Raw genomic sequence first — 19346 nt, 5'->3', positions numbered from 1 at the left:
GGACGGCCATCGGGTGAACGAGCCTCGACAAACGGGCGATACGCACCGGGCCGGGGATCGCTGTCGGGCATCGTCGCTCGGTTGCGGAGAGTCGACCTCGATGAAATCGGACTCATCGCTGTCGCCGGTATGAATTGCTCGGCGAACCGGGTCGCGCATGACCGCGGCAGTGGTCACCCACACGTGCAATATCTCACGCGATGGCGTCGCATCTTTCGATGTCACGGTGAGCCCGAATACAATGCCGCCCTGTAGTCCATCGCGAACACGGACTACAGGGCATGCCCGGATCTGTTACGCGGAAGCGGTTTTCTTCTCCTTCTGGAGTTCCAACGCGATATCGATGAGCTGGTCCTCCTGTCCACCGACCAGATTGCGCTTACCCGCCCGGACCAACATCTCCGCCGCCGAGACACCGTAGCGCTCCGCCTGGCGTTCGGCGTGCTTGAGAAAACTGGAGTACACCCCCGCATACCCCATCATCAGCGACTGCCGGTCGAGCAGGCATTCCTGCGGCATCGCGGGCCGAACCACGTCCTCGGCGGTGTCGGCGATGGCGAAGAAGTCGATACCGGTCTTCACACCGATCTTGTCGCATACACCGACGAGGGCTTCGACGGGAGTGTTACCGGCACCCGCGCCGAAGCGGCGGGCCGACCCGTCGATCTGGGTGGCGCCGGCGCGGATGGCGTAGATGGAGTTGGCGACGGCGAGGTCGAGGTTCTCGTGGCCGTGGAAGCCGACCTGGGCGTCGTCGCCGAGTTCGGCGACCAGGGCTGCGACACGGTCGGAGACCTGGTCCAGGACCAGGGCGCCGGCGGAGTCGACGATGTAGACGCACTGGCAGCCGGCGTCGGCCATGATGCGGGCCTGTTCGGCCAGCACCTCGGGGGGCCGGGTATGCGACATCATGAGGAAGCCGACGGTTTCCAGGCCGAGTTCACGGGCCAGGCCGAAGTGCTGGATGGAGACGTCGGCCTCGGTGCAGTGAGTGGCGATGCGGCAGATGCTCGCGCCGTTGTCCTGGGAGATCTTGATGTCCTCCTTGACGCCGACACCGGGCAGCATGAGCACCGCGATCTTGGCCTGTTTCGCGGTTTCGGCGGCGATCTTCACCAATTCCTGTTCGGGGGTTTTGGAGAACCCGTAGTTGAACGAGGAACCGCCGAGGCCGTCGCCGTGCGTCACCTCGATCACCGGGACACCGGCACCGTCGAGGGCGGCGACGATATCGCGCACCTCGGTCGCGGTGAACTGGTGGCGTTTGTGGTGCGATCCATCGCGCAGCGAGGTGTCGGTGACGCGGATATCGAGCTGTTGCGAGTACGGCATGGTGGTGTCCCTCCTCAGACCCGGGCCGCGGTGATCTGATCGGCGATGACCTCGCCGACCTTGGTGGCGGCGGCCGTCATGATGTCCAGATTGCCCGAATACGGCGGCAGGAAGTCGCCCGCGCCCTCCACCTCGACGAATACCGAGCATTTCGCCATCCCGCCGGACACCACCGACGGCGGATCGAACTGCGGTTCGTTGAGCAGGCGGTAGCCGGGTACGTACTGCTGGATATCGCCGACCATCTTGTGGATCGACTCGCTGATGGCATCGGTGTCGGCGTCTTCGGGGATAGCGCAGAAGATGGTGTCGCGCATGATCATCGGCGGTTCGGCCGGATTGAGGATGATGATCGCCTTACCGCGCTGCGCGCCGCCGATGGTTTCCACGCCTCGGCTGGTGGTCTTGGTGAATTCGTCGATATTGGCGCGGGTGCCGGGTCCGGCCGACACCGACGCCACCGACGCCACGATCTCGGCGTACGGCACATCGACCACCCGCGACACCGCGGCGACGATCGGGATGGTGGCCTGGCCGCCGCAGGTGATCATATTGACGTTCGGCGCATCGATATTGGCGTCCAGGTTCACCGGCGGCACCACGGCCGGGCCGACCGCGGCGGGGGTGAGGTCCACGGCCCGGATACCGGCCTCCTCGTATCTCGACGCGGCGGCACGATGCACATAGGCCGAGGTGGCCTCGAAGATGATGTCCGGTTTCTCGGCCTGCCGCAGCAACCAGTCCACACCCTCGGCGGAGGTCTCCAACCCGAGGCCCGCGGCGCGCTTCAGGCCCTCGCTGTCGGGGTCGATACCGATCATCCACCGCGGCTCGATCACCTGCGAGCGCAGCAGTTTGTACATGAGATCGGTGCTGATATTGCCCGAACCGACGATCGCGGCACTGACCTTCCCGTTTTCGGTCACGGTATGCCTCCCTAGGCGAATTGCAGGCGAACGGAACCGAGTCCGGCGAACTCGGCGTGGAAACAATCACCGGGGCGCGCGTCGATGGCGCGGGTGCAGGAACCGGGCAGCACGATATCGCCCGCTTTCAACCGCACCCCGAAACTCGCCACCTTGCGGGCCAACCAGGCCACCGCGATCACCGGATCGCCGAGCACCGCGTCGCTGCGACCTTCGGCGACCACCTCGTCGTTACGGGTGAGCACGGCGTCGATGGCCTTGATATCGATATCGGCGGGCGCCACCCGCTGCGGGCCCAGGACATAGCCGGCCGAGGAGGCGTTATCGGAGATGGTGTCGCACAGGCCGATATTCCAGTCCTTGATCCGGGAATCGATCAGCTCGATGGCGGGGGCGTAGGCGATGGTGGCGTCCAGGACGTCGGCCTCGGTGCATTCGGCGCCGGGCAGGTCCTCGCCGAGGATGAACCCGACCTCCACCTCGACGCGGGGGAACAGGTATTTGCCGGTCTCGAGGGGGATGTCTTCGTAGACCTCCATATCGGCGAGCAGATGACCGTAGTCCGGTTCGTCCACGCCCATCATCTGCTGCATGGCCTTCGACGAGAGCCCGACCTTGTGCCCCACCACCCGTGCGCCCGCGTCGAGCCGGCGGCGAATATTGACCAACTGGATCTCGTAGGCGTCGACGACATAGATATCGGGATACCGCGCCACCAGCGGATCGATGGCGACCCGATCGCGTTCGGCCCGCTCGAGTTCGTCGGCGAGTTCGGCTCGCACCGCATCGGACAGCACGCTAGACCCCTTCCACTGGTGTCCCCGAGGTCACACGATCGTCGGCCGCGCCTTCGACGGTGTGCGGCGCGCCCGCCGCACTGCTGTCCGCACGACGGCCGGAGAAAATACAGTCTGCCGGCGACAGTCCGCCGGCATAAGAGTTCACCCAGAGCCCGACGACGGTCCGTCCCGCCGCGTACCGGGCCGGGATATCGGTGCCATCGGCGGTTTCCACCGCTCCGGTCCACTCATCGAGCACCAGGTCCCACTCGTGCGCCATACGCTCCAACTTCACTAGAAACTGAAACGAGTTTCCTTGTTATTTCCGCCCTTGATCAAGTCTTCTGCCAGACAACATAGACCAAAGGCGCCCTTATTCTATAACGTGTTCTACATGATTGATCGGGAATACGATGTGGTGGTGGTCGGCAGCGGCGCCGCCGGAATGACCGCCGCCCTCACCGCTGCCCACAACGGGCTGAGTGTGGTGATCCTCGAGAAAGCCGCGTACTACGGTGGATCGACCGCACGCTCCGGTGGCGGTGTGTGGATCCCCGGCAACAAGGCACTGCGTGCGTCGGGCCGCCCCGACGACCGGGAAGAGGCTCGAACCTATCTGCACAGCATCATCGGGAACGTGGTGCCCAAGGAGCGGATCGATACCTATATCGACCGCGGCGCGGAGTCGTTCGACTTCGTCCTCGACCACACCCCGCTGAAGATGACGTGGGTACCCGGCTACTCCGACTACTATCCGGAGGCCCCGGGCGGGCTGTCGGCGGGCCGGTCCTGCGAACCCAAACCGTTCGACGCCATGGCGCTCGGCGAGGAACGGTTCAATATCCAGCCGCCGTACTCCAAGACACCGCTCAATGTCGCCGTCATGCAGGCCGATTTCGTCCGGCTGAACCTGATCCGCCGGCACTCCAAGGGCATGCTGCGGGCCATGCGGGTCGGTGCGCGCACCTACTGGGCCAAATTCACCCGCAAACACCTGATGGTGATGGGACAGGCGGTCATCGCGGCCATGCGCAAGGGTCTCATGGACGCCGACGTACCCCTGCTGCTCAACACCCCCATGACCGGGCTCGTCGTGGACAACGGTGTCGTCACCGGAGTCGAGGCGGTGCACGAGGGCGAAAGCGTTACCTTCACGGCCCGCTACGGTGTGGTTCTCGGCAGCGGCGGTTTCGAGCACAACGCCGAGATGCGCAGCAAATACCAGCGTGAACCCATCACCACCGAATGGACCACGGGCGCGGCCACCAATACCGGCGACGGCATCATCGCGGGGATGGCCGCCGGCGCCGCCATCGACTTCATGGAGGACGCCTGGTGGGGACCGACCGTCTTCAAAGGCGGTAGACCCTGGTTCGCCCTCGCCGAACGCAACCTACCCGGCGCCATCATGGTCAATGCCGAGGGAAAGCGGTTCGGCAACGAATCGGCCCCGTATGTCGAGGCCGTGCACACCATGTACGGCGGCGAATACGGGCAGGGCGAAGGCCCGGGCGAGAACATCCCGACCTGGCTGGTCTTCGACCAGCGCTACCGCAACCGCTATATCTTCGCCGGATTGCAGCCGGGCCTGAAGTTCCCGTCGCGCTGGCTGGAGAACGACAACATCGTCAAGGCGGACACCCTCGAAGAGCTGGCCGAGAAGATCGGCGTACCGGCCGACAGCCTCGCCGCGACCGTCGAACGTTTCAACACATTCGCCGAGACCGGCAAGGACGAGGACTTCGGGCGCGGCGAAAGCCGGTACGACCGGTATTACGGCGACCCCACCGTGAAACCCAATCCGTGCCTGGCGGCGCTGGTCCAGGCCCCGTACTACGCGGCCAGGATGGTCCCCGGCGATCTCGGCACCAAGGGCGGTCTGGTTGCCGACACCGCCGCGCGCGTACTGCGCGAAGACGGCAGTCCGATCGAGGGCCTCTACGCGTCCGGCAACTGCTCGACCCCGGTGATGGGCCATACCTACGCCGGCCCCGGCGCCACCATCGGCCCGGCGATCACTTTCGGTTATCTGGCCGTACAGGACATCATCGAACGCAAGAAGGAACAGTCCGTGACGGCTCCGGCACCGGCATGAGCTGTCGGCGCCCGAAGGCGGTAGCGGAGCGTGACCACGGAGGGCGCCCGCTCGTGCCGCAAGAGATACAGCATGAACCTTCCGTGAGCCGATTCGAGGAGTACTGAGGAGTACCGATGCCCATCGACCCGTCAATCGCCTTGGGAGCCGAGCTTCCGAGTCGGGAATTCTCCTGGAACGCTTCCGATGTCCAGCTCTACCACCTGGGCATCGGCGCGGGCGCGCGCTGGACCGAACCCGCCGAACTGCGCTATCTCGACGACCGGAAACCGCAGGTGCTGCCCACCTTCGCCACCGTCGCGCACACCCTGCGCGATACCGAACCGCCCCGGGTGAAGTTCCCGGGTGTCGATATCGACCTGGCCAAGGTGGTGCACGGTTTCCAGGAGATCCGGGTGCACCGGCCCATTCCGGCCGCGGGCAAGGCCGTCGGCACCGGCCGGATCAGCGAGATCTGGGACAAGGGTTCGGCCGCGGTGATCGTCCAGGAGACCACGGTCACCGGCTCCGACGGAGAAGCCCTGTGGACCGCGCGGTCCTCCATCTTCGCCCGCGGCGAGGGCGGGATCGGCGGGGAACGCGGCCCGAGCAATAAAACCGAATTGCCCGACCGGGCACCGGATTTCGATATCACTACCCCGACGCTGCCGCAGCAGGCCCTGCTGTATCGGCTCTGCGGCGACCGCAATCCACTGCATTCGGATCCGGAATTCGCCGAGGCGGCCGGGTTCCCCGCGCCGATCCTACACGGGCTGTGCACCTACGGAATCGTCTGCAAGGCCGCCACCGACAGCGTGCTGGATTCCGACGCCGGGCGGGTGACCGGTTTCCGGGCCCGGTTCGCGGGGGTCCTGTTCCCCGGGGAAACGCTGCGCTCCCGTATCTGGCGGGAAGCCGGCCGGTTGATCATCACCGCCACCGCCGTGGAACGCGACGATGCTCCCGTCCTCGGGGATGTGGTGCTCGAGTTCGCTTCCTGAACAGGCGATCGCGGCGGTACCGATGAGGGCCACCGCGATCCGTTCATCGTGCCCGGTCGAGCCGGCGGCTGTCACCAGGTGCCGTGATTCACCTTGTGACGAATCCCGCCGGCTCCGGCCCTTCTCCTATGGTTTCGGAAGCACTGGCCGGAGCCGAGTTCGGGTATCGGCCCGCCGATCGCTTGGCCCGCTGGGCGATGCCGTGGGTCAGGATGGCGTAGAGCAGGATCACCAGCACCGGCGCGACGGCCGGACCCCAGACGACGTGCAGGGGCAGCAGTGCTGCCCCGCCGATGACCGCCGTGCAGATCATCGCGCCCGCCACGGACACCGCGCTGGTGGGTACCACGCCGACGGGCGCCGTGGCCGCCGCGGTGTTCAGCAGGTAGGCGGTGGCCACCAGGCCGGTGGCCGCGGCGGCGGTGACCCCGGGATCGGCCCAGGCCAGCACCGGGACGGCGAGCAGGACCGCGGCTACGGCCGCATACCGGTACCGCCCTCCCGCGGCTACCAGCACCACGGCCGGGATCGCCGCCCACGGCAGCATCAGGGCGATCGACCCGACCAGCAGGGCACCCGAGAGCAGGGCGAGGAATCGGATCATCGGCGCACCCGCACGGTTCGACGGTGTTCGGGCAGCAGGCGCATGGTCTGGTCCAGGCGGGTGTCCTCGAACCAGCCCACGATATCCACCCCGACCGTGCTCATGTCCCGGTACATGGCGGCCCGCTCCAACTGCCACATGCGCGCGGTCGTCGGATCGAGATCGTCGGCGAACGGGGTACCGCGCAGCACATCCACGGCGACCACCACATGACCGCGTTTGCGCAGGTCGATGAGCGCCAACGCGAACTCGGTGTCCAGCAGGGTGGAGAAGGCGACCACGATCGCGCCGAGCGGTACCGCCGCGTGTGGGGCCAGGGTGCCGTTGACGGGGACGTGTTCGTCTCCGACGCCGAGCACGGTGTCGACGATGCGGTAGAACTGGCGCCGGCCGATATCGGGCCGCAGCCGGCGCGGTGCCTGCCCGAGGCAGACGATGGCGGTGCGGTCGCCATACTGCAGCGTCGACTGCACCACCTGCGCGGCGCCGCGCACCGACAGCTCGAGCGCCTCGGTGGCAGGCCCCGGGGCCTGCAGGGAGGTGTCCACCAGGACGACCACATCGGCCGCGCGATCGGTCAGCCGCTCGGTGACGAACAGCCGCCCGCGCCGGGCGCTCACCCGCCAGTTCACCAGGCGCAGCCGGTCGCCCGGCGAATAGGCGCGGATATCGGCGTATTCGATCCCGGGACCGTGTTTGTGGGTCAGGTGCACTCCCAGCCGCTCCGGCATCTCGGTGCGCGGCAGCGGTATCTGCTGGGGGTCGGTGACCGGGTAGACATACAGTTCACCGGCGGATAGTTCGACGGTGGCCACCGCCAGGCCGGCCGGGCTCAGCGCCTTGACCCGCACCGTCACCGGGTAGCGTCCCCACCGCCGCGCCGACAGCGTCATCCGCAGCCCGGCGGGCGCCGCACCGGAATCGCTGCTCTCCTCGACGGTGATCGACAGACCTTCCCGGTCGACGGGCCGGCAACGCAGCAGCGCATGTCCCCGTTCCACGAACGCCGCGACGGTGAGTACTACCTCTTCACCTTCGAAACAGCGCAGCGGGCTGCCGCCGTCCACCTGGATACGGGTGCGCGTCTGCTGCCACGGCGCGCTCGCCAGCACACCGAGCAGCGGCGCGGAGAACACCACCAGCTGCCAACTGGCGGCTACCACCGCTCCCAGCAACGCCACCGCCGCGCAGATCGCGAGCAGATACATCAGCGGCGCCGGCCGCCACCGGAGATCGGCCTCGACCGTCGTGCTCTCGTCGCGGTGTCTCATTGCACGCCGGCGCGGGGGACCGGGAGGCGGCGCAACAGTTCGGTGATCACGTCCTCGCCGTGGATGCGTCGCACCCACATCTCCGGACGCAGGGTGATCCGGTGCGCCATGGCCGGAACCGCCAGCGCCTTCACGTCTTCCGGGATCACGTAATCGCGTCCGAGCAGCAGGGCGCGGGCGCGCGACATCTGCACCAGGTCGAGTTCCGAGCGCGGACTGGCTCCGACCTCGACCTGGGCGTGTCCCCGGGTGGCTGCGGCGAGGGTCACGACATAGCCGACCACATCCGGATGCACCGAGACGAATTCCACCGCGTGCCGCATCTCCAACAGCCCCTGGGCGTCCACCACCTGGTTCACCTGTACCGGGCCCGCGCCGCGTTCCAGCCGACGCCGGATCATCTGGGTTTCGTCGCGTTCGGACAGATAGCCCAGGCGCAGTTCGATCGCGAACCGGTCCAACTGCGCCTCGGGCAGCGGATAGGTGCCCTCGTATTCGATCGGGTTGTCGGTGGCGAGGACGATGAACGGCTGGGGCAGCGGGAAGGTCTCGCCGTCGATACTGACCTGTCCCTCGGCCATCGCCTCCAGCAGCGCCGCCTGCGTTTTCGGCGGCGTGCGGTTGATCTCGTCGGCGAGCAGCATATTGGTGAATATCGGACCGCGCCGGAAAGTGAATCGCCCGGTATTCATATCGTAGATGGTGGAACCGAGCAGATCGGCGGGCAGTAGATCGGGGGTGAACTGCACGCGGGTGAAATCCAGGCCCAAGGCAGCGGCGAACGACCTGGCGATGAGCGTTTTGCCCAGCCCGGGCAGATCCTCGATCAGCACATGCCCGCCGGCCAGGACGGCGATCATGATCAGCTGGAGCTCGTCGCGTTTGCCGACCACCACCCGGGACAGTTCCCGGAGCACGGCGTCACTGCGTTGGACGGTCACGTCCAATGGCATCGTCATATGTCATCTCGCACTGGTCTCGACCCTATTCACATTTTCTGCAGCCGGCGCAGGATCTCGTCCAGCACCGCCCGCCCCGGCGCGGGAGTTCGCTGATCGCGCAGCGCCGAGTCCGCCGGATCCACCCACCGCCACAGTTCTGGGCCGAACTGGTGGGTTCCGGCGCTCTCCAGCGCCCGCCGGTTCTTGCTGACGCGCACCCCGGCGGACAGCTGGAATTCCTTGGCCAGCAGCGGCCGCAGATACCGGTCCCAGTCGGCGCGGGTGCCGTCCGCGTGTTCGGCGAGCATCTGCGCGCGGGCCCGCCACCGCCGCAGCATCTCGGCGGGCCCGTTCTCCATCTCCGCGAGTTCGTCCGGCTCCTCGTCCTTGTCCGGTCGCACGAGTACCCGGACGAAACAGGCCAGCGCGACGGAGACCGGAACCCCCGCCGCGACCGCCATGAACTCAGGCGCCCTGGTGTAGGCCAACAGCTCGAGCAACAGCACCGCCGCGATCGCGGCGAGCGTCACCACGGGTTTGCTCATACCGGCCCCCGCCCCCACAGCGAACCGTCCCGGAGTATCGCCGCGACCGGCGGGACCTCCCCGATATCCGGCAACGGCTCGCCCCGCAGATCCGCCAAGACGATGCGTACCAACTGCTCGGCCCGTATACGGTGCCATTCGAGCATCGAATGCGGACTGAATCTGGCCTCTTCGAACAGGGCAACCAATTCGCGGGCCGAGGCATCGTGCAGCGCTCCGCTCTCGAATGCCCGTGCCAGTACCTCCATCGGGGTATCGGAGGCCAGTGGGGCGGCGGTCCGCGCGGTGGACAGGCCGCGTTCCATCGCCACGTAACAGGCGATGATGGCGGCACGCGGGTCCTGTCCGGGCGCGCTCACCGCGGCCAGACCGGCCTCGGCGGCTTTGACCAGCGAATCCATTTCGGGCGGCGGCGCGGCTTCGTCCGGGGCGCTCTCGACCGGTCGGGGCCGGCGATTACTGCCCACGGCGACTACCACCAAACCAGCGACGGCCACCGCCACCAGCGCTATCGCGCCCCCCGCGGTGAGCAGCAGGGCCGTACCGGTCAGTTCCTGGGCCGCGTCGTCGGGCCCGGTGGACTCCTCGCCGTTCGGAGGCGGTGCCGGGGTCGTCTCGGTGGTGGCCTTCGCGGGCGGTTCGGCCGCCTCCCTCGCGGGTGTCCGGGCCGAACCGATGAAGTAGACCGCCGACCCGACCGCGAGCAGCACCGCGATGACCGCGAGACCGAACAACACCACCGGCCGGAGACGCGCGGGCCGCCACGGTTCGGCATCCGGATCGGTTTCCGGCAGGGCCAGTGGCAGCCGATGTCGGCCGGCGATGACCCCGGCCAGCATGATCACGATGGATACGGTCATCAGCACCGGCATCAGCGCGACGGACACCGCCGAGGGCTGCTGCTGTCCGTCCGGGGATTCGGCGGCACCGGGTATGTATCCGCGCACCGCGACCGCGACTCCGACAAGCAGCAGGGCAGCCACGACAATGCGCGATACGAGCGCCCGCGACCCGGCCAAAGCTCCACCCCAGACCTGCGTTACTGCTGAACAGCCCACATATTTACCCGCTCGGGCAGTCGATCGGTCGAAAATCGACTACTCGGTACGGAGACCATTTTATTCGGTACGGAGATTGTCTTTTATCGTCGGCTTTTCCTCTCCGGTGATCCGACGGTTCTCCACGTGTTGACAGGCGATTACCCAGGTTCTTGTGACAACACACCAAGGTGACTGGTCGCTCGTCCGATATCCGGCACCCCGGCTACCCCCCTGACGAATTCGGACAACGGCATCCGCGAATACACGGTGAGCGCCCGGTTGGCGTCGTAACCCGGCATGCCCTGCTGACGGCCATCGTCGACCGGATACCCCTGCGGTCGCGCGCCGATTTCCAGGACGCGTTCGGCGGCCGGCCCCCGGCGGTCCAGGCGGGGACCACGGTAGCGGACACGGCGACCGAGGCGGCGACGGCCATCGGTTCCTGGCTGGACGCGCTGATCGCGCGCCGCCGGGCCGACGTGGTGGCGCGCTACGCTGAGACTTCCGATCACCCGTCCGCTCCAGCCGTGGAAGAGGTGGCACCCGACGTGCTGCGATTCGGACTCGACGCCGAGAACCTGGCGTTCGAGCCGACCGCCATCGGAGCCACCGTGGACACTCCGGTTCCGCTCGCCATGACCGCGCAGATCCGGCCGCCCGACCTTCCGGCCTACGGCCGGCTACTCCTCGACGTACTCACCGGGAACCTCGCCCTGTCCATCCGCGCGGACGAGGCCGAACAGGCCTGGCGGGTCCTCACTCCGGTCCTCTCGGCCTGGTCCCGCAACCTCGTACCGCTCGATGAGTATCCCGCAGGGTCATATGGGCCGGTCGGTCTCGACCGGGACGCATGACAGTTGACGCCGAGCAGCAAGATGGCCTCGTGGCCGTCCGGAGACACGAAGCATTACGAAGGCAATTTCGGTCCGTCTCGGGTCGTCACGCAGACTGCGGGCCTCAACGTTTCGAGTGAGCGGTGTTCGGAGACGACAACAGCGGCGAAGACGACGCCGAACCAGGGCGAATTCACACAGGCGAGTCGGGAGCGACACCCGCACCCCGGAAATCGGGGCATGCCGGTAGCGATGGGTTCCGCTACTTTCGCCATTACACGATCCCGACAACACCTGTTCGGGAAAGTTCAGAGAGGAGCGCTCGCCGCGCTGTCCGCAGCGATCACGCCGTACAGCCGGGTGCCTCGTGTTGGATGTGTTCGCGATCGGCGATGGCTCCGGCTCGAAGGCTCGTGGCTTTCTGTTACGCAAATCATGCAGGGGAAGGGATATCCGTGAATAGGCCCTCTGGTGCGCTGTCGACCTACGCATTGATCATTATCGGCCTGGCAAGTGTGACCGCATGTGCGGAATCACATGATGTACAGCACCCAACCCCGTCCTCCGCGGTCACATCGACCACGTCAACAGCGCCGACCACGAGTGCTGCGCCATCTCCGGGTTCGTCTCGGCCGGAACCGCCGCGACTCCCGGACACCGAGCCGGTTGCCCCACCGCCGGCGCTCGAACCGGAGACCGGCGAACCGGCGGTTCCGGAACCACCCCAGGAGATGGAAGCACCGGAAAGACCGGCGCCGACACTACCCGAACCCGGTTTCGCACCACGACCGGGATACTGAGCTGCGGAGTTTGCCGCGATGAACAATAGAACAGAAGATCTCCGCCCGCGCGGAATCAGCGGCCTCGCCTCGATCGTAGTGGCGATAGCGGCGGTTCTGGCCGTGTACGGCAGCCCGACGAACGTATCCGCCGCACCGCCGAATCCTCCCGCTGCCGGTAAGAAACTCGTTGTGCTCGGCGACTCCTACACGGCAAATGGTGTTCGACTCGACGGGAACGAAATGGAATGCCGGCATGGACCGACGGCATGGCCGGTTCAGCTGAGTCATATGCTCAATGTGGCGGGGACCCCGGATTTCGTCGATGTCTCGTGCCCGGGCGCCTCGATCCAGAGTTACACGGCCTACAACCTCGTGCACGAGGCCTGGATCGCCGATGGTCTCGGGGCATTCGGCCCCCGGACCGAAATCATCGCGATTCAGCTGGGCATGAACGATACCTGGGGCACGAGCGACACCATGATGTGGACCGCGATGGGCCCATGCATATTCAACCTGCGCGACGGATGCGAACTCGAAGCCGCGGAGCAGGGCCGTATCCCGGATTTCCGCGCGGTAACCGGACAGGAATACGCGGACCGTATTCGCGCCGTGGTCGATTACCTGACCTACTACGCGCCGAACGCGCGGATCGTCCTCGTCGGTTATCCAGAGCTTTTTCCCGCGCAGTCGAACGTGTTGTGCGCCAGCGCACTTGGCATGGTCCCCATCACCCAGCATCGCGGACGCGCGGTCGTGGAATACCTGGACCGCCTCGATCGAGCACAGCGGGAGGCCGGCGAGATCCTCGGAGTGCACTTCTTCGATACCAGGGCCACCACCGCGGGACACGGCCTGTGTTCGGCGGAACCCTGGATCAACGGGTTCTTCGATCCGCGCGCCGACTTCATCGGGATGCCGTTCCATCCCACCGCACGAGGCGACGCGGCCCTCGCCGCCGGACTCCGCGACTGGATCGAGCATTGACCGTCCCTGCGAAGCGGCCGGCTCCGGTGCCGGTGACACGACTGCCCGCGCAGCGGTTATCGGCCGATCCCGCCGCACCGGCGGCGGGCCGGACGCTGGACGGGCTCACAGCGGCTCGATGGTGGGCGGCGCTGGCGGTCTTCCTGCTTCACGCCCTGGTCTTCCTACCCGCCTACCCGTTTCAGAAGTCCGAACTGTTCCGGCGGATCCACCAAGATTTCATGCCGATGCAGCTCGGCGCCGCCGGGGTCACATTCTTCTTCGTTCTGTCCGGGTTCATCATCCACTGGTCTTTCCGGCCCGGTACGACCAAGACGAGCTTCTACCGCCGCCGAGTACTCAAGATCTATCCCACCCATCTGATCGCCGCGGCGGTGTTCATTCTCGCAGCCGCTGTACCACTGAGCCGGAGCGTGGTCTGGGCACCGAACCTGTTGTTGCTACACACGTGGATTCCGAAGTGGAGCACCGTCGGCGGGCTCAATGTACCGTCATGGTCGCTCGTAGCGGAAATGCTGTTCTACCTCGCCTACCCCTTTGCCCGGCCGATGGTGCAGCGCATCCGCCCCGACCGGTTGCCACACTGGATCGTGGGGCTGCTGATATTCATCATCCTCCTCCACACCGCCTACTTTCTCGGATTCGCCGGCCCCACCGACACAACGAATGCGTTCGCTCCCCGCCTCGTACCGGGCGATGTCTCCCCCTTCACCGAACTTCACGCGTCACAGGCATGGTTCGCCCAGCCCGATATCCCGGTCATCCAGGCATATTGGTTCGGCTACACATTCCCATTGTCCCGGCTACCGGAGTTTTTCGTCGGAGTCCTCGCGGCGCGAATGGTGATCGAAAACCGGTGGCGCAATACGAAATTGACCGTTCCGACAACGGCCGTAGCGGTTTCCTACCTGGCCACCTGGGTGGTGCCGGTCAACTACAAGATGTCGGCCCTGATGGTGGGGCCGATGGCCGCACTGGTGGCAACGATCGCCGTCCGGGATCTGCGGCACCACTCCGAGCGCGGCGCATACGGTCCCTTGGTATGGCTCGGCAATGTTTCCTACGCGTTCTACCTCATCCAGTACCCGGTAATGGTTATCATTACTCGGCTCGTCATCGGCGGCCGGCAGTTCGGTTTCGCCGGCTGGCTCGGATGCGCACTGTTCTGCTTCGCATTGTCGCTGATGGCCTCCTCGGCCATCTACCACTGGGTCGATCAACCGCTCATGCGCCGCTTCGCCCACAGGTCCGCCGGACAGCGATCACCGGCGCCGCGATCCGGTGACCGGCGATCGGCAGAGTAGGAAGGCGTCTCACCTGGGGAGTTCCTTCTAGCGGCGAGCGTAGCGGTGGCCCGGTGTGGACCATGCACCGTCGTTACGCGGACGCAGCGCGAGAGGCCGGAGCAACCCCGTCGGCGCTGAGGATCAACCCCGACGTCGGTACTCCCGTACCGGCGGTGACCAGCACATTTTCCACATTCTCCACCTGATTCACCGAGGTACCGCGCAGCTGGCGCACCGCCTCGGCTATGCCGTTCATCCCGTGGATATAGGCCTCACCGAGTTGGCCTCCGTGGGTGTTGATCGGCAGCCGACCGCCCAGTTCGAGCGCGCCGTCGGCAATGAAGTCCTTGGCCTCGCCGCGGCCGCAGAACCCCAGTTCCTCCAACTGCATGAGCACGAACGGGGTGAAGTGGTCGTAGAGCACGGCGGTGCGGATATCGTCCGGCCGCAATCCGCTCTGCGCCCACAGTTGATCACCAACCAGACCCATCTCCGGCAGGCCGGTCATGGCATCGCGGTAGTAGCTGGTCATCACATACTGGTCGGCCCCGCTGCCCTGGGCGGCGGCGGTGATGACCGCGGGCCGCTGCGGCAGATCGCGGGCCCGTTCGACGCTGGTCACCACGATGGCCACCCCACCGTCGGACTCCTGGCAGCAGTCCAGCAGGCGCAGCGGTTCGGCGATCCAGCGGGAGGACTGATGGTCGTCGAGGGTTATCGGCTTGCCATAGAAGAACGCCGCCGGATTCACCGCCGCGTGTTTGCGATCGGCGACCGCGACCCGGCCGAAGTCCTCGCTGGTGGCAGCGTATACGTGCATATACCGCCGCGCCACCATCGCCACCTGCGCGGCGGGGGTGCCCAGTCCCTGCGGATACGACCAGCCGGCGTCGATTCCGGACGAGGTCGGCGCCGCGGCGAGCGAGCCGGCGAACTGTCCGAACCGCGATCCCGACCGCTCGTTGAACGCCCGGTAGGCCACCACCACATCGGCGACCCCGGTGGCCACCGCCATGGCCGCCTGCTGCACCGTGGCGCAGGCCGCGCCACCGCCGTAACCGATATGGCTGAAGAATGTCAGCCGCGGAATACCCACCGCCCGCGACACCGCGATCTGAAGGTTGGTGTCCATGGTGAAGGTGGTGAGGCCGTCGACATCGGCCGGGGTGAGTCCGGCGTCCTCCAGCGCGGCAGTGACGGCCTCCGCGGCCAGCCGCAGTTCGCTGCGCCCGGAATCCTTGGAGAAATCGGTGGCGCCGATACCCACGATGGCGGCGCGGCCGGACAAGGGGTGATCTGTCTGTGCGGTCACAGGGCCTCATTCCGAGTGGGGACGGTGATGACGACTTTCGCCGTGATGTGGTCGCCGAGGCTGTCGCGACCGGTAACGTCGATGTGGATCTCGCCGCCGTTCACCGCGGTTACCGTGCCGGTCAGGGTGAGAGTGTCATAGGCGTACAGCGGCACACCGAGCCGCAGCGCGATGGATTTGACCACGGTGCGCGGGCCCGACCAGTCGGTGACGAAACGCTGCACCAGCCCGGTGTCGGTGAGGATGTTGACGAAGATGTCCTCGGATCCGCGTTCGATGGCCTTGTCCCGGTCGTGGTGCACGTCCTGGAAGTCCCGGGTGGCCAGCGCCGTGCTGATGACGAAGGTCGGATCGGCGTGGATGACCAGTTCGGGCAGCGGGGTGCCGACCGTCACGGCGGCAGGTTCGATCGTGGCGGTCATTCGGCCACCGCCTTCCAGAACGGCAGCGCCGTATCGTCGTCCAGCTTCTCGAAGTCCACTTGCACGGGCAGACCGACCTCCACCTCGCTCGGCTCGATACCGCGCAGCTCGCCCAGCATCCGCACACCTTCCTCCAGTTCGACCAGCGCCACCACGAACGGCAGGGTCCGTCCCGGCACCTTCGGCGCGTGGTGCACCACGTAGCTGTACACCGTGCCGCGACCGGTGGACACCACGTAGTCGACCGGTTCGGTTCTGTCCTGCCAGACCGCCGGAATGGGCGGATGCCGCAGGGTGCCGTCGGGCAGCCTCTGGATTCGCAGCTGCCCGGCCTTGGTTCCCTCCCAGAAGAATTCGGTATCGCGGGATACCAGTGGCTTCACCCGTTCGCCGGCCGGTTTCTTCGCCGCGGCGGTGCCGGGCGCGAACTTCAGCACCCGGAAAAGCATTTCGGTGACCACCTCGTCACCGACCGACCACACGGTGTGGTAGGTGAGGAAGTAGCCCTCCCCCAGCCCGGTCCGCTTCGGTCCGGCGATATCGGCGAGTTCGCTGGTGACGGTTACTTCCTCACCCGGAACCAGGTAGCGGTGGTAGGTCTGCTCGCAGTTGGTGCCGACCACCGAGGTATAGCCCGCCGCGTCGAGCATTTCGGTGGCGGCCAGCATGGGATCGTCGGCGGGACGCGCGCCGCCCAGGCCGAGCATGGTCCACACCTGGGCCATGGCGGGCGGCGCCACGATCCCCGGGAAACCGGCGGCCCGCGCGGCCTGCTCGTCGACGTACACGGGGTTGGTGTCGCCGATGGCCTCCACCCAGTTGTTGATCATCGGCTGGTTCACCGGGTCGCGTCCGGCTCTGGGCGCGCTCGCACCGGCCGCTTTGATCTCTTCCGCGGCGGCGATGATCGCTTCCGGAGTGTAGGTTTCCGGCACGCGCTGCTCCTTCGTATCAGGGGATTCGACGGGTCGGTGTCACCGCGGCACGCGCGGCAGTTTCAGTCCGGAAGAGGCGATGAGTTCGCGCATCACCTCGTTGACGCCGCCACCGAAGGTCACCACCAGGTTCTGTTTGGTGCGCCGGTCCAGCCAGGTCAGCAGTTCGCCGGTGGCGGGATCGGCCGGATCGCCGTAGCGGCCGACGATCTCCTCCACCAACCGACCCGCCTCCTGCAGTGATTCGGTGGAGTAGACCTTGGTGGCCGACGCGTCCGCGATCACCTGCGCCTGATCGCTCGCGGCGTTCTCGGCGGTGGCCGCGACCTGCCAGTTCAGCAGCTCGTTCAACCGCACCATGGCGTGGACGCGTCCGAGCAGCCGCTGGACATCCGGTTCGTCGAGCACCCCGCGCGGGGCCGCCCACTGCCGCACCCTGTCGTAGAGCTGTTCGATCTTGCCGGATGGACCCAGGCTCACCCGCTCGTGGTTGAGCTGGGTGGTGATCAGGCGCCAGCCCTTGTTCTCCTCGCCGACCAGCATGTCCGCCGGAACCCGGACATTGTCGAAATAGGTGGCGTTGGTGTGGTGGGCGCCGTCGGCGGTGATGATCGGCGTCCACGAATAGCCGGGATCGGAGGTATCGGCGATGAGGATGGTGATCCCGCGATGCCGCGATTCCACCGTGCCGGTGCGACAGGCCAGCCAGACGAAATCGGCCTCGTGCGCGCCGGTGGTGAAGATCTTCTGCCCGTTGACGGTCCAATCCCCGGCTTCGTCGCGCACCGCGCTGGTGCGCAGCGCCGCCAGGTCGGTACCGGCCTCCGGTTCGGAATAGCCGATGGCGAAATGGATATCGCCGGTCAGGATGCCGGGCAGGAAACGCTGCTTCTGTTCCTCGGTGCCGAACTGTTGCAGGGTCGGCCCCACGGTCAGCAGGGTCACCAGCGGCAGCGGGACATCGGCCCGGGACGCCTCGTTGTAGAAGATCTGCTGTTCGACCGGTCCGAAGCCCTGGCCACCGTACTCCTTCGGCCAGCCCACGCCGAGCCAACCGTCGCGGCCCATCCGGCGCACTACCGCGCGGTAGGCGTCGCCGTGCCGGTTGACGGCCATCTCGGCCTCTTCCTCCGGCGTGACGAGAGTGCTGAAGTAGGCGCGCAGCTCGTCGCGCAATGCGCGCTGTTCGCTGGTCAGGTCGATGAACATTCGGTCCCCAAGAGGTCGAGGCGAAGCGACGCTCCACCCAGCCAACGGGTGAGGTCTTTGGCCTGTGAGTAGTAGCGGTGCATCGGATGCGTCACATCGACGCCGATACCGCCGTGCAGGTGATGACATTTCTGCATGGCGCGTGGCAGTTCCGCGGCCACCGTATAGGCGAGTACGTTCAGATCGTCGTCGACGCGCCGCTGGTGCTCCGCGCTCGGGTCGTCTTGTCCCAGTGCCCAGTTGGCCGAGAGCGCGGCGGCGTGCAGGGTCCGGGACACCACGTACAGGTCGGCGATCTGCTGGGCGACCGCCTGGAATTCGGCCAGCGGCCGATTGAATTGACGGCGGCTGCGCACATGTTCGGCGGTGAGGGCCAGCGCACCCTTCAACAGGCCGTCGGCGACGGCCCCGATGGAGGCCAGCGCCGCCCGGCGCAGCCGCGGTTCGGCATCGGTGAGCAACTGCTCGGCGGGAATCTCCACCTCCTCGAACCGCACCGCGGATTCGGGCAGTCCGCCGGAGACGGGCGTATCGGTGCGGGTGATCCCCGCCGCGTCCGAATCGACCAGGGCCACACCGGCGTCGGTGGGCACCAACAGCCAGCGGGCCTGGTCGGCGCAGGGCACGGCGGTCTTGTAGCCGTTGATCCGCACGCTGTCGCCGACGCGCCGCGCGGTGGTCGCCGGCGGGGTGCCCAGCGGTGCGCCCGGTTCGCTCAGCGCGGCCGTGAGCACCGCGCCTTCGGCCACCGAGGGAAATACCTTGTCGGCTACCGGCTCGGGGGCCCCGAGCAGGGTCAGCACGCCGAAACCCAGGGTGGGCAGGGCGGGTGCGGTCACGGCGTCGGTCGACAGCTCGGTGAGCAGGACCGAGATCCCGTCCACGCCCATCCCGTCCCCACCGCAGCGCTCCGGCAGGGCGACCGCCATCAATCCCGTCGACACCAGCGCGGGCCATAATCCGGCGTCGCGCGCCGGTTCCCGTTCCAGTAGTCCGACGACGACCTCGGCCACCGCGTCTTGGGCCTCGTCTCTGGTGAAGTCCACGCTCGATCTCCCAGTTGTTGCTCG

18 protein-coding genes and 1 pseudogene are annotated in these 19346 nt (G+C 66.8%); 5 read left to right on the top strand and 14 right to left on the bottom strand.

What is annotated here, in order from left to right; translation table 11 throughout:
• Positions 1-294 precede the first annotated feature (294 nt).
• The 4 genes and pseudogenes from dmpG to ON20_RS01835 form a co-directional block, all read right to left on the bottom strand.
• Entirely contained in the window at positions 295-1332 is a 1038-nt protein-coding gene (gene dmpG / locus ON20_RS01850) for a 4-hydroxy-2-oxovalerate aldolase (RefSeq protein ID WP_040833054.1), read from the bottom strand.
• A 14-nt stretch (positions 1333-1346) separates the two neighbouring features.
• Complete coding sequence (locus tag ON20_RS01845; RefSeq protein ID WP_040833053.1) at positions 1347-2258, bottom strand: acetaldehyde dehydrogenase (acetylating); 912 nt, start codon at positions 2256-2258, stop codon at positions 1347-1349.
• Positions 2259-2269: 11 nt separating this feature from the next.
• On the bottom strand, positions 2270-3055 hold the full coding sequence (locus tag ON20_RS01840) for a 2-keto-4-pentenoate hydratase (RefSeq protein WP_040833052.1): 786 nt from the start codon (positions 3053-3055) through the stop codon (positions 2270-2272).
• A gap of 1 nt (position 3056) precedes the next feature.
• A pseudogene (locus tag ON20_RS01835) lies at positions 3057-3299 on the bottom strand (hypothetical protein); the annotation flags it as partial.
• A gap of 123 nt (positions 3300-3422) precedes the next feature.
• Between ON20_RS01835 and kstD the strand changes: the two are divergent.
• Entirely contained in the window at positions 3423-5132 is a 1710-nt protein-coding gene (gene kstD / locus ON20_RS01830; RefSeq protein ID WP_040833050.1) for a 3-oxosteroid 1-dehydrogenase, read from the top strand.
• Positions 5133-5248: 116 nt separating this feature from the next.
• A complete protein-coding gene (chsH3, locus tag ON20_RS01825; protein ID WP_040833049.1) occupies positions 5249-6112 on the top strand; it encodes an enoyl-CoA hydratase ChsH3 in 864 nt (287 codons plus the stop codon).
• Between the two features lie 88 nt (positions 6113-6200).
• Here the strand turns inward: chsH3 and ON20_RS01820 are convergent, their stop codons facing one another.
• From ON20_RS01820 to ON20_RS01800, 5 genes are read right to left on the bottom strand one after another with little or no spacing between them, the layout of a single operon-like run.
• Positions 6201-6716 (bottom strand): hypothetical protein, encoded by a 516-nt coding sequence (locus tag ON20_RS01820; RefSeq protein WP_245546941.1) that lies wholly within the window; start codon positions 6714-6716, stop codon positions 6201-6203.
• Positions 6713-7987 carry a DUF58 domain-containing protein gene (locus ON20_RS01815; protein WP_040833048.1) on the bottom strand — a complete coding sequence of 425 codons (1275 nt, stop codon included), beginning with the start codon at positions 7985-7987 and terminating at the stop codon, positions 6713-6715. The genes ON20_RS01820 and ON20_RS01815 overlap by 4 nt, the downstream gene beginning before the upstream one ends.
• Entirely contained in the window at positions 7984-8946 is a 963-nt protein-coding gene (locus ON20_RS01810) for an AAA family ATPase (protein ID WP_040833047.1), read from the bottom strand. The genes ON20_RS01815 and ON20_RS01810 overlap by 4 nt, the downstream gene beginning before the upstream one ends.
• A gap of 29 nt (positions 8947-8975) precedes the next feature.
• Positions 8976-9473, bottom strand: coding sequence for a hypothetical protein (locus ON20_RS01805; protein ID WP_040833085.1), 498 nt, complete (start codon positions 9471-9473; stop codon positions 8976-8978).
• Complete coding sequence (locus tag ON20_RS01800; RefSeq protein WP_245546939.1) at positions 9470-10456, bottom strand: DUF4129 domain-containing protein; 987 nt, start codon at positions 10454-10456, stop codon at positions 9470-9472. Before ON20_RS01800 ends, ON20_RS01805 begins: the two co-directional genes overlap by 4 nt.
• Positions 10457-10701: 245 nt before the next feature.
• Between ON20_RS01800 and ON20_RS01795 the strand changes: the two genes are divergently transcribed.
• The 3 genes from ON20_RS01795 (at position 10702) to ON20_RS01785 (ending at position 14416) form a co-directional block, all read left to right on the top strand.
• The gene (locus tag ON20_RS01795) at positions 10702-11367 is read left to right on the top strand and encodes a hypothetical protein (RefSeq protein WP_040833046.1); all 666 of its coding nucleotides are present in this window, start codon (positions 10702-10704) and stop codon (positions 11365-11367) included.
• Positions 11368-12164: 797 nt separating this feature from the next.
• Positions 12165-13112 (top strand): SGNH/GDSL hydrolase family protein, encoded by a 948-nt coding sequence (locus ON20_RS01790; RefSeq protein ID WP_083864481.1) that lies wholly within the window; start codon positions 12165-12167, stop codon positions 13110-13112.
• 32 nt (positions 13113-13144) lie between these two features.
• Complete coding sequence (locus ON20_RS01785; RefSeq protein WP_245546938.1) at positions 13145-14416, top strand: acyltransferase family protein; 1272 nt, start codon at positions 13145-13147, stop codon at positions 14414-14416.
• Between the two features lie 73 nt (positions 14417-14489).
• Here the strand turns inward: ON20_RS01785 and ON20_RS01780 are convergent, their stop codons facing one another.
• Genes ON20_RS01780 through ON20_RS01760 form a run of 5 tightly spaced genes read right to left on the bottom strand, consistent with a single transcriptional unit; the run spans position 14490 to position 19322 of the window.
• A complete protein-coding gene (locus ON20_RS01780) occupies positions 14490-15710 on the bottom strand; it encodes a lipid-transfer protein (protein ID WP_051161400.1) in 1221 nt (406 codons plus the stop codon).
• Positions 15707-16132 (bottom strand): MaoC family dehydratase, encoded by a 426-nt coding sequence (locus tag ON20_RS37740; RefSeq protein WP_040833045.1) that lies wholly within the window; start codon positions 16130-16132, stop codon positions 15707-15709. The genes ON20_RS01780 and ON20_RS37740 overlap by 4 nt, the downstream gene beginning before the upstream one ends.
• Positions 16129-17067: a bifunctional MaoC family dehydratase N-terminal/OB-fold nucleic acid binding domain-containing protein gene (locus ON20_RS37735; RefSeq protein WP_051161397.1), complete on the bottom strand. Its 939-nt coding sequence runs from the start codon at positions 17065-17067 to the stop codon at positions 16129-16131. Before ON20_RS37735 ends, ON20_RS37740 begins: the two co-directional genes overlap by 4 nt.
• Positions 17068-17106: 39 nt before the next feature.
• Positions 17107-18276: an acyl-CoA dehydrogenase family protein gene (locus tag ON20_RS01765; protein WP_040833044.1), complete on the bottom strand. Its 1170-nt coding sequence runs from the start codon at positions 18274-18276 to the stop codon at positions 17107-17109.
• Positions 18261-19322 carry an acyl-CoA dehydrogenase family protein gene (locus ON20_RS01760; protein ID WP_040833043.1) on the bottom strand — a complete coding sequence of 354 codons (1062 nt, stop codon included), beginning with the start codon at positions 19320-19322 and terminating at the stop codon, positions 18261-18263. The genes ON20_RS01765 and ON20_RS01760 overlap by 16 nt, the downstream gene beginning before the upstream one ends.
• Between the last annotated feature and the right edge of the window lie 24 nt (positions 19323-19346).

Origin of the sequence: Nocardia brevicatena NBRC 12119 (assembly GCF_000308495.1) — a bacterium.
Taxonomy (GTDB): domain Bacteria; phylum Actinomycetota; class Actinomycetes; order Mycobacteriales; family Mycobacteriaceae; genus Nocardia; species Nocardia brevicatena.
Note: the sequence above shows the minus strand (reverse complement) of the source record. Positions and strands in the feature narration are given on the sequence as shown.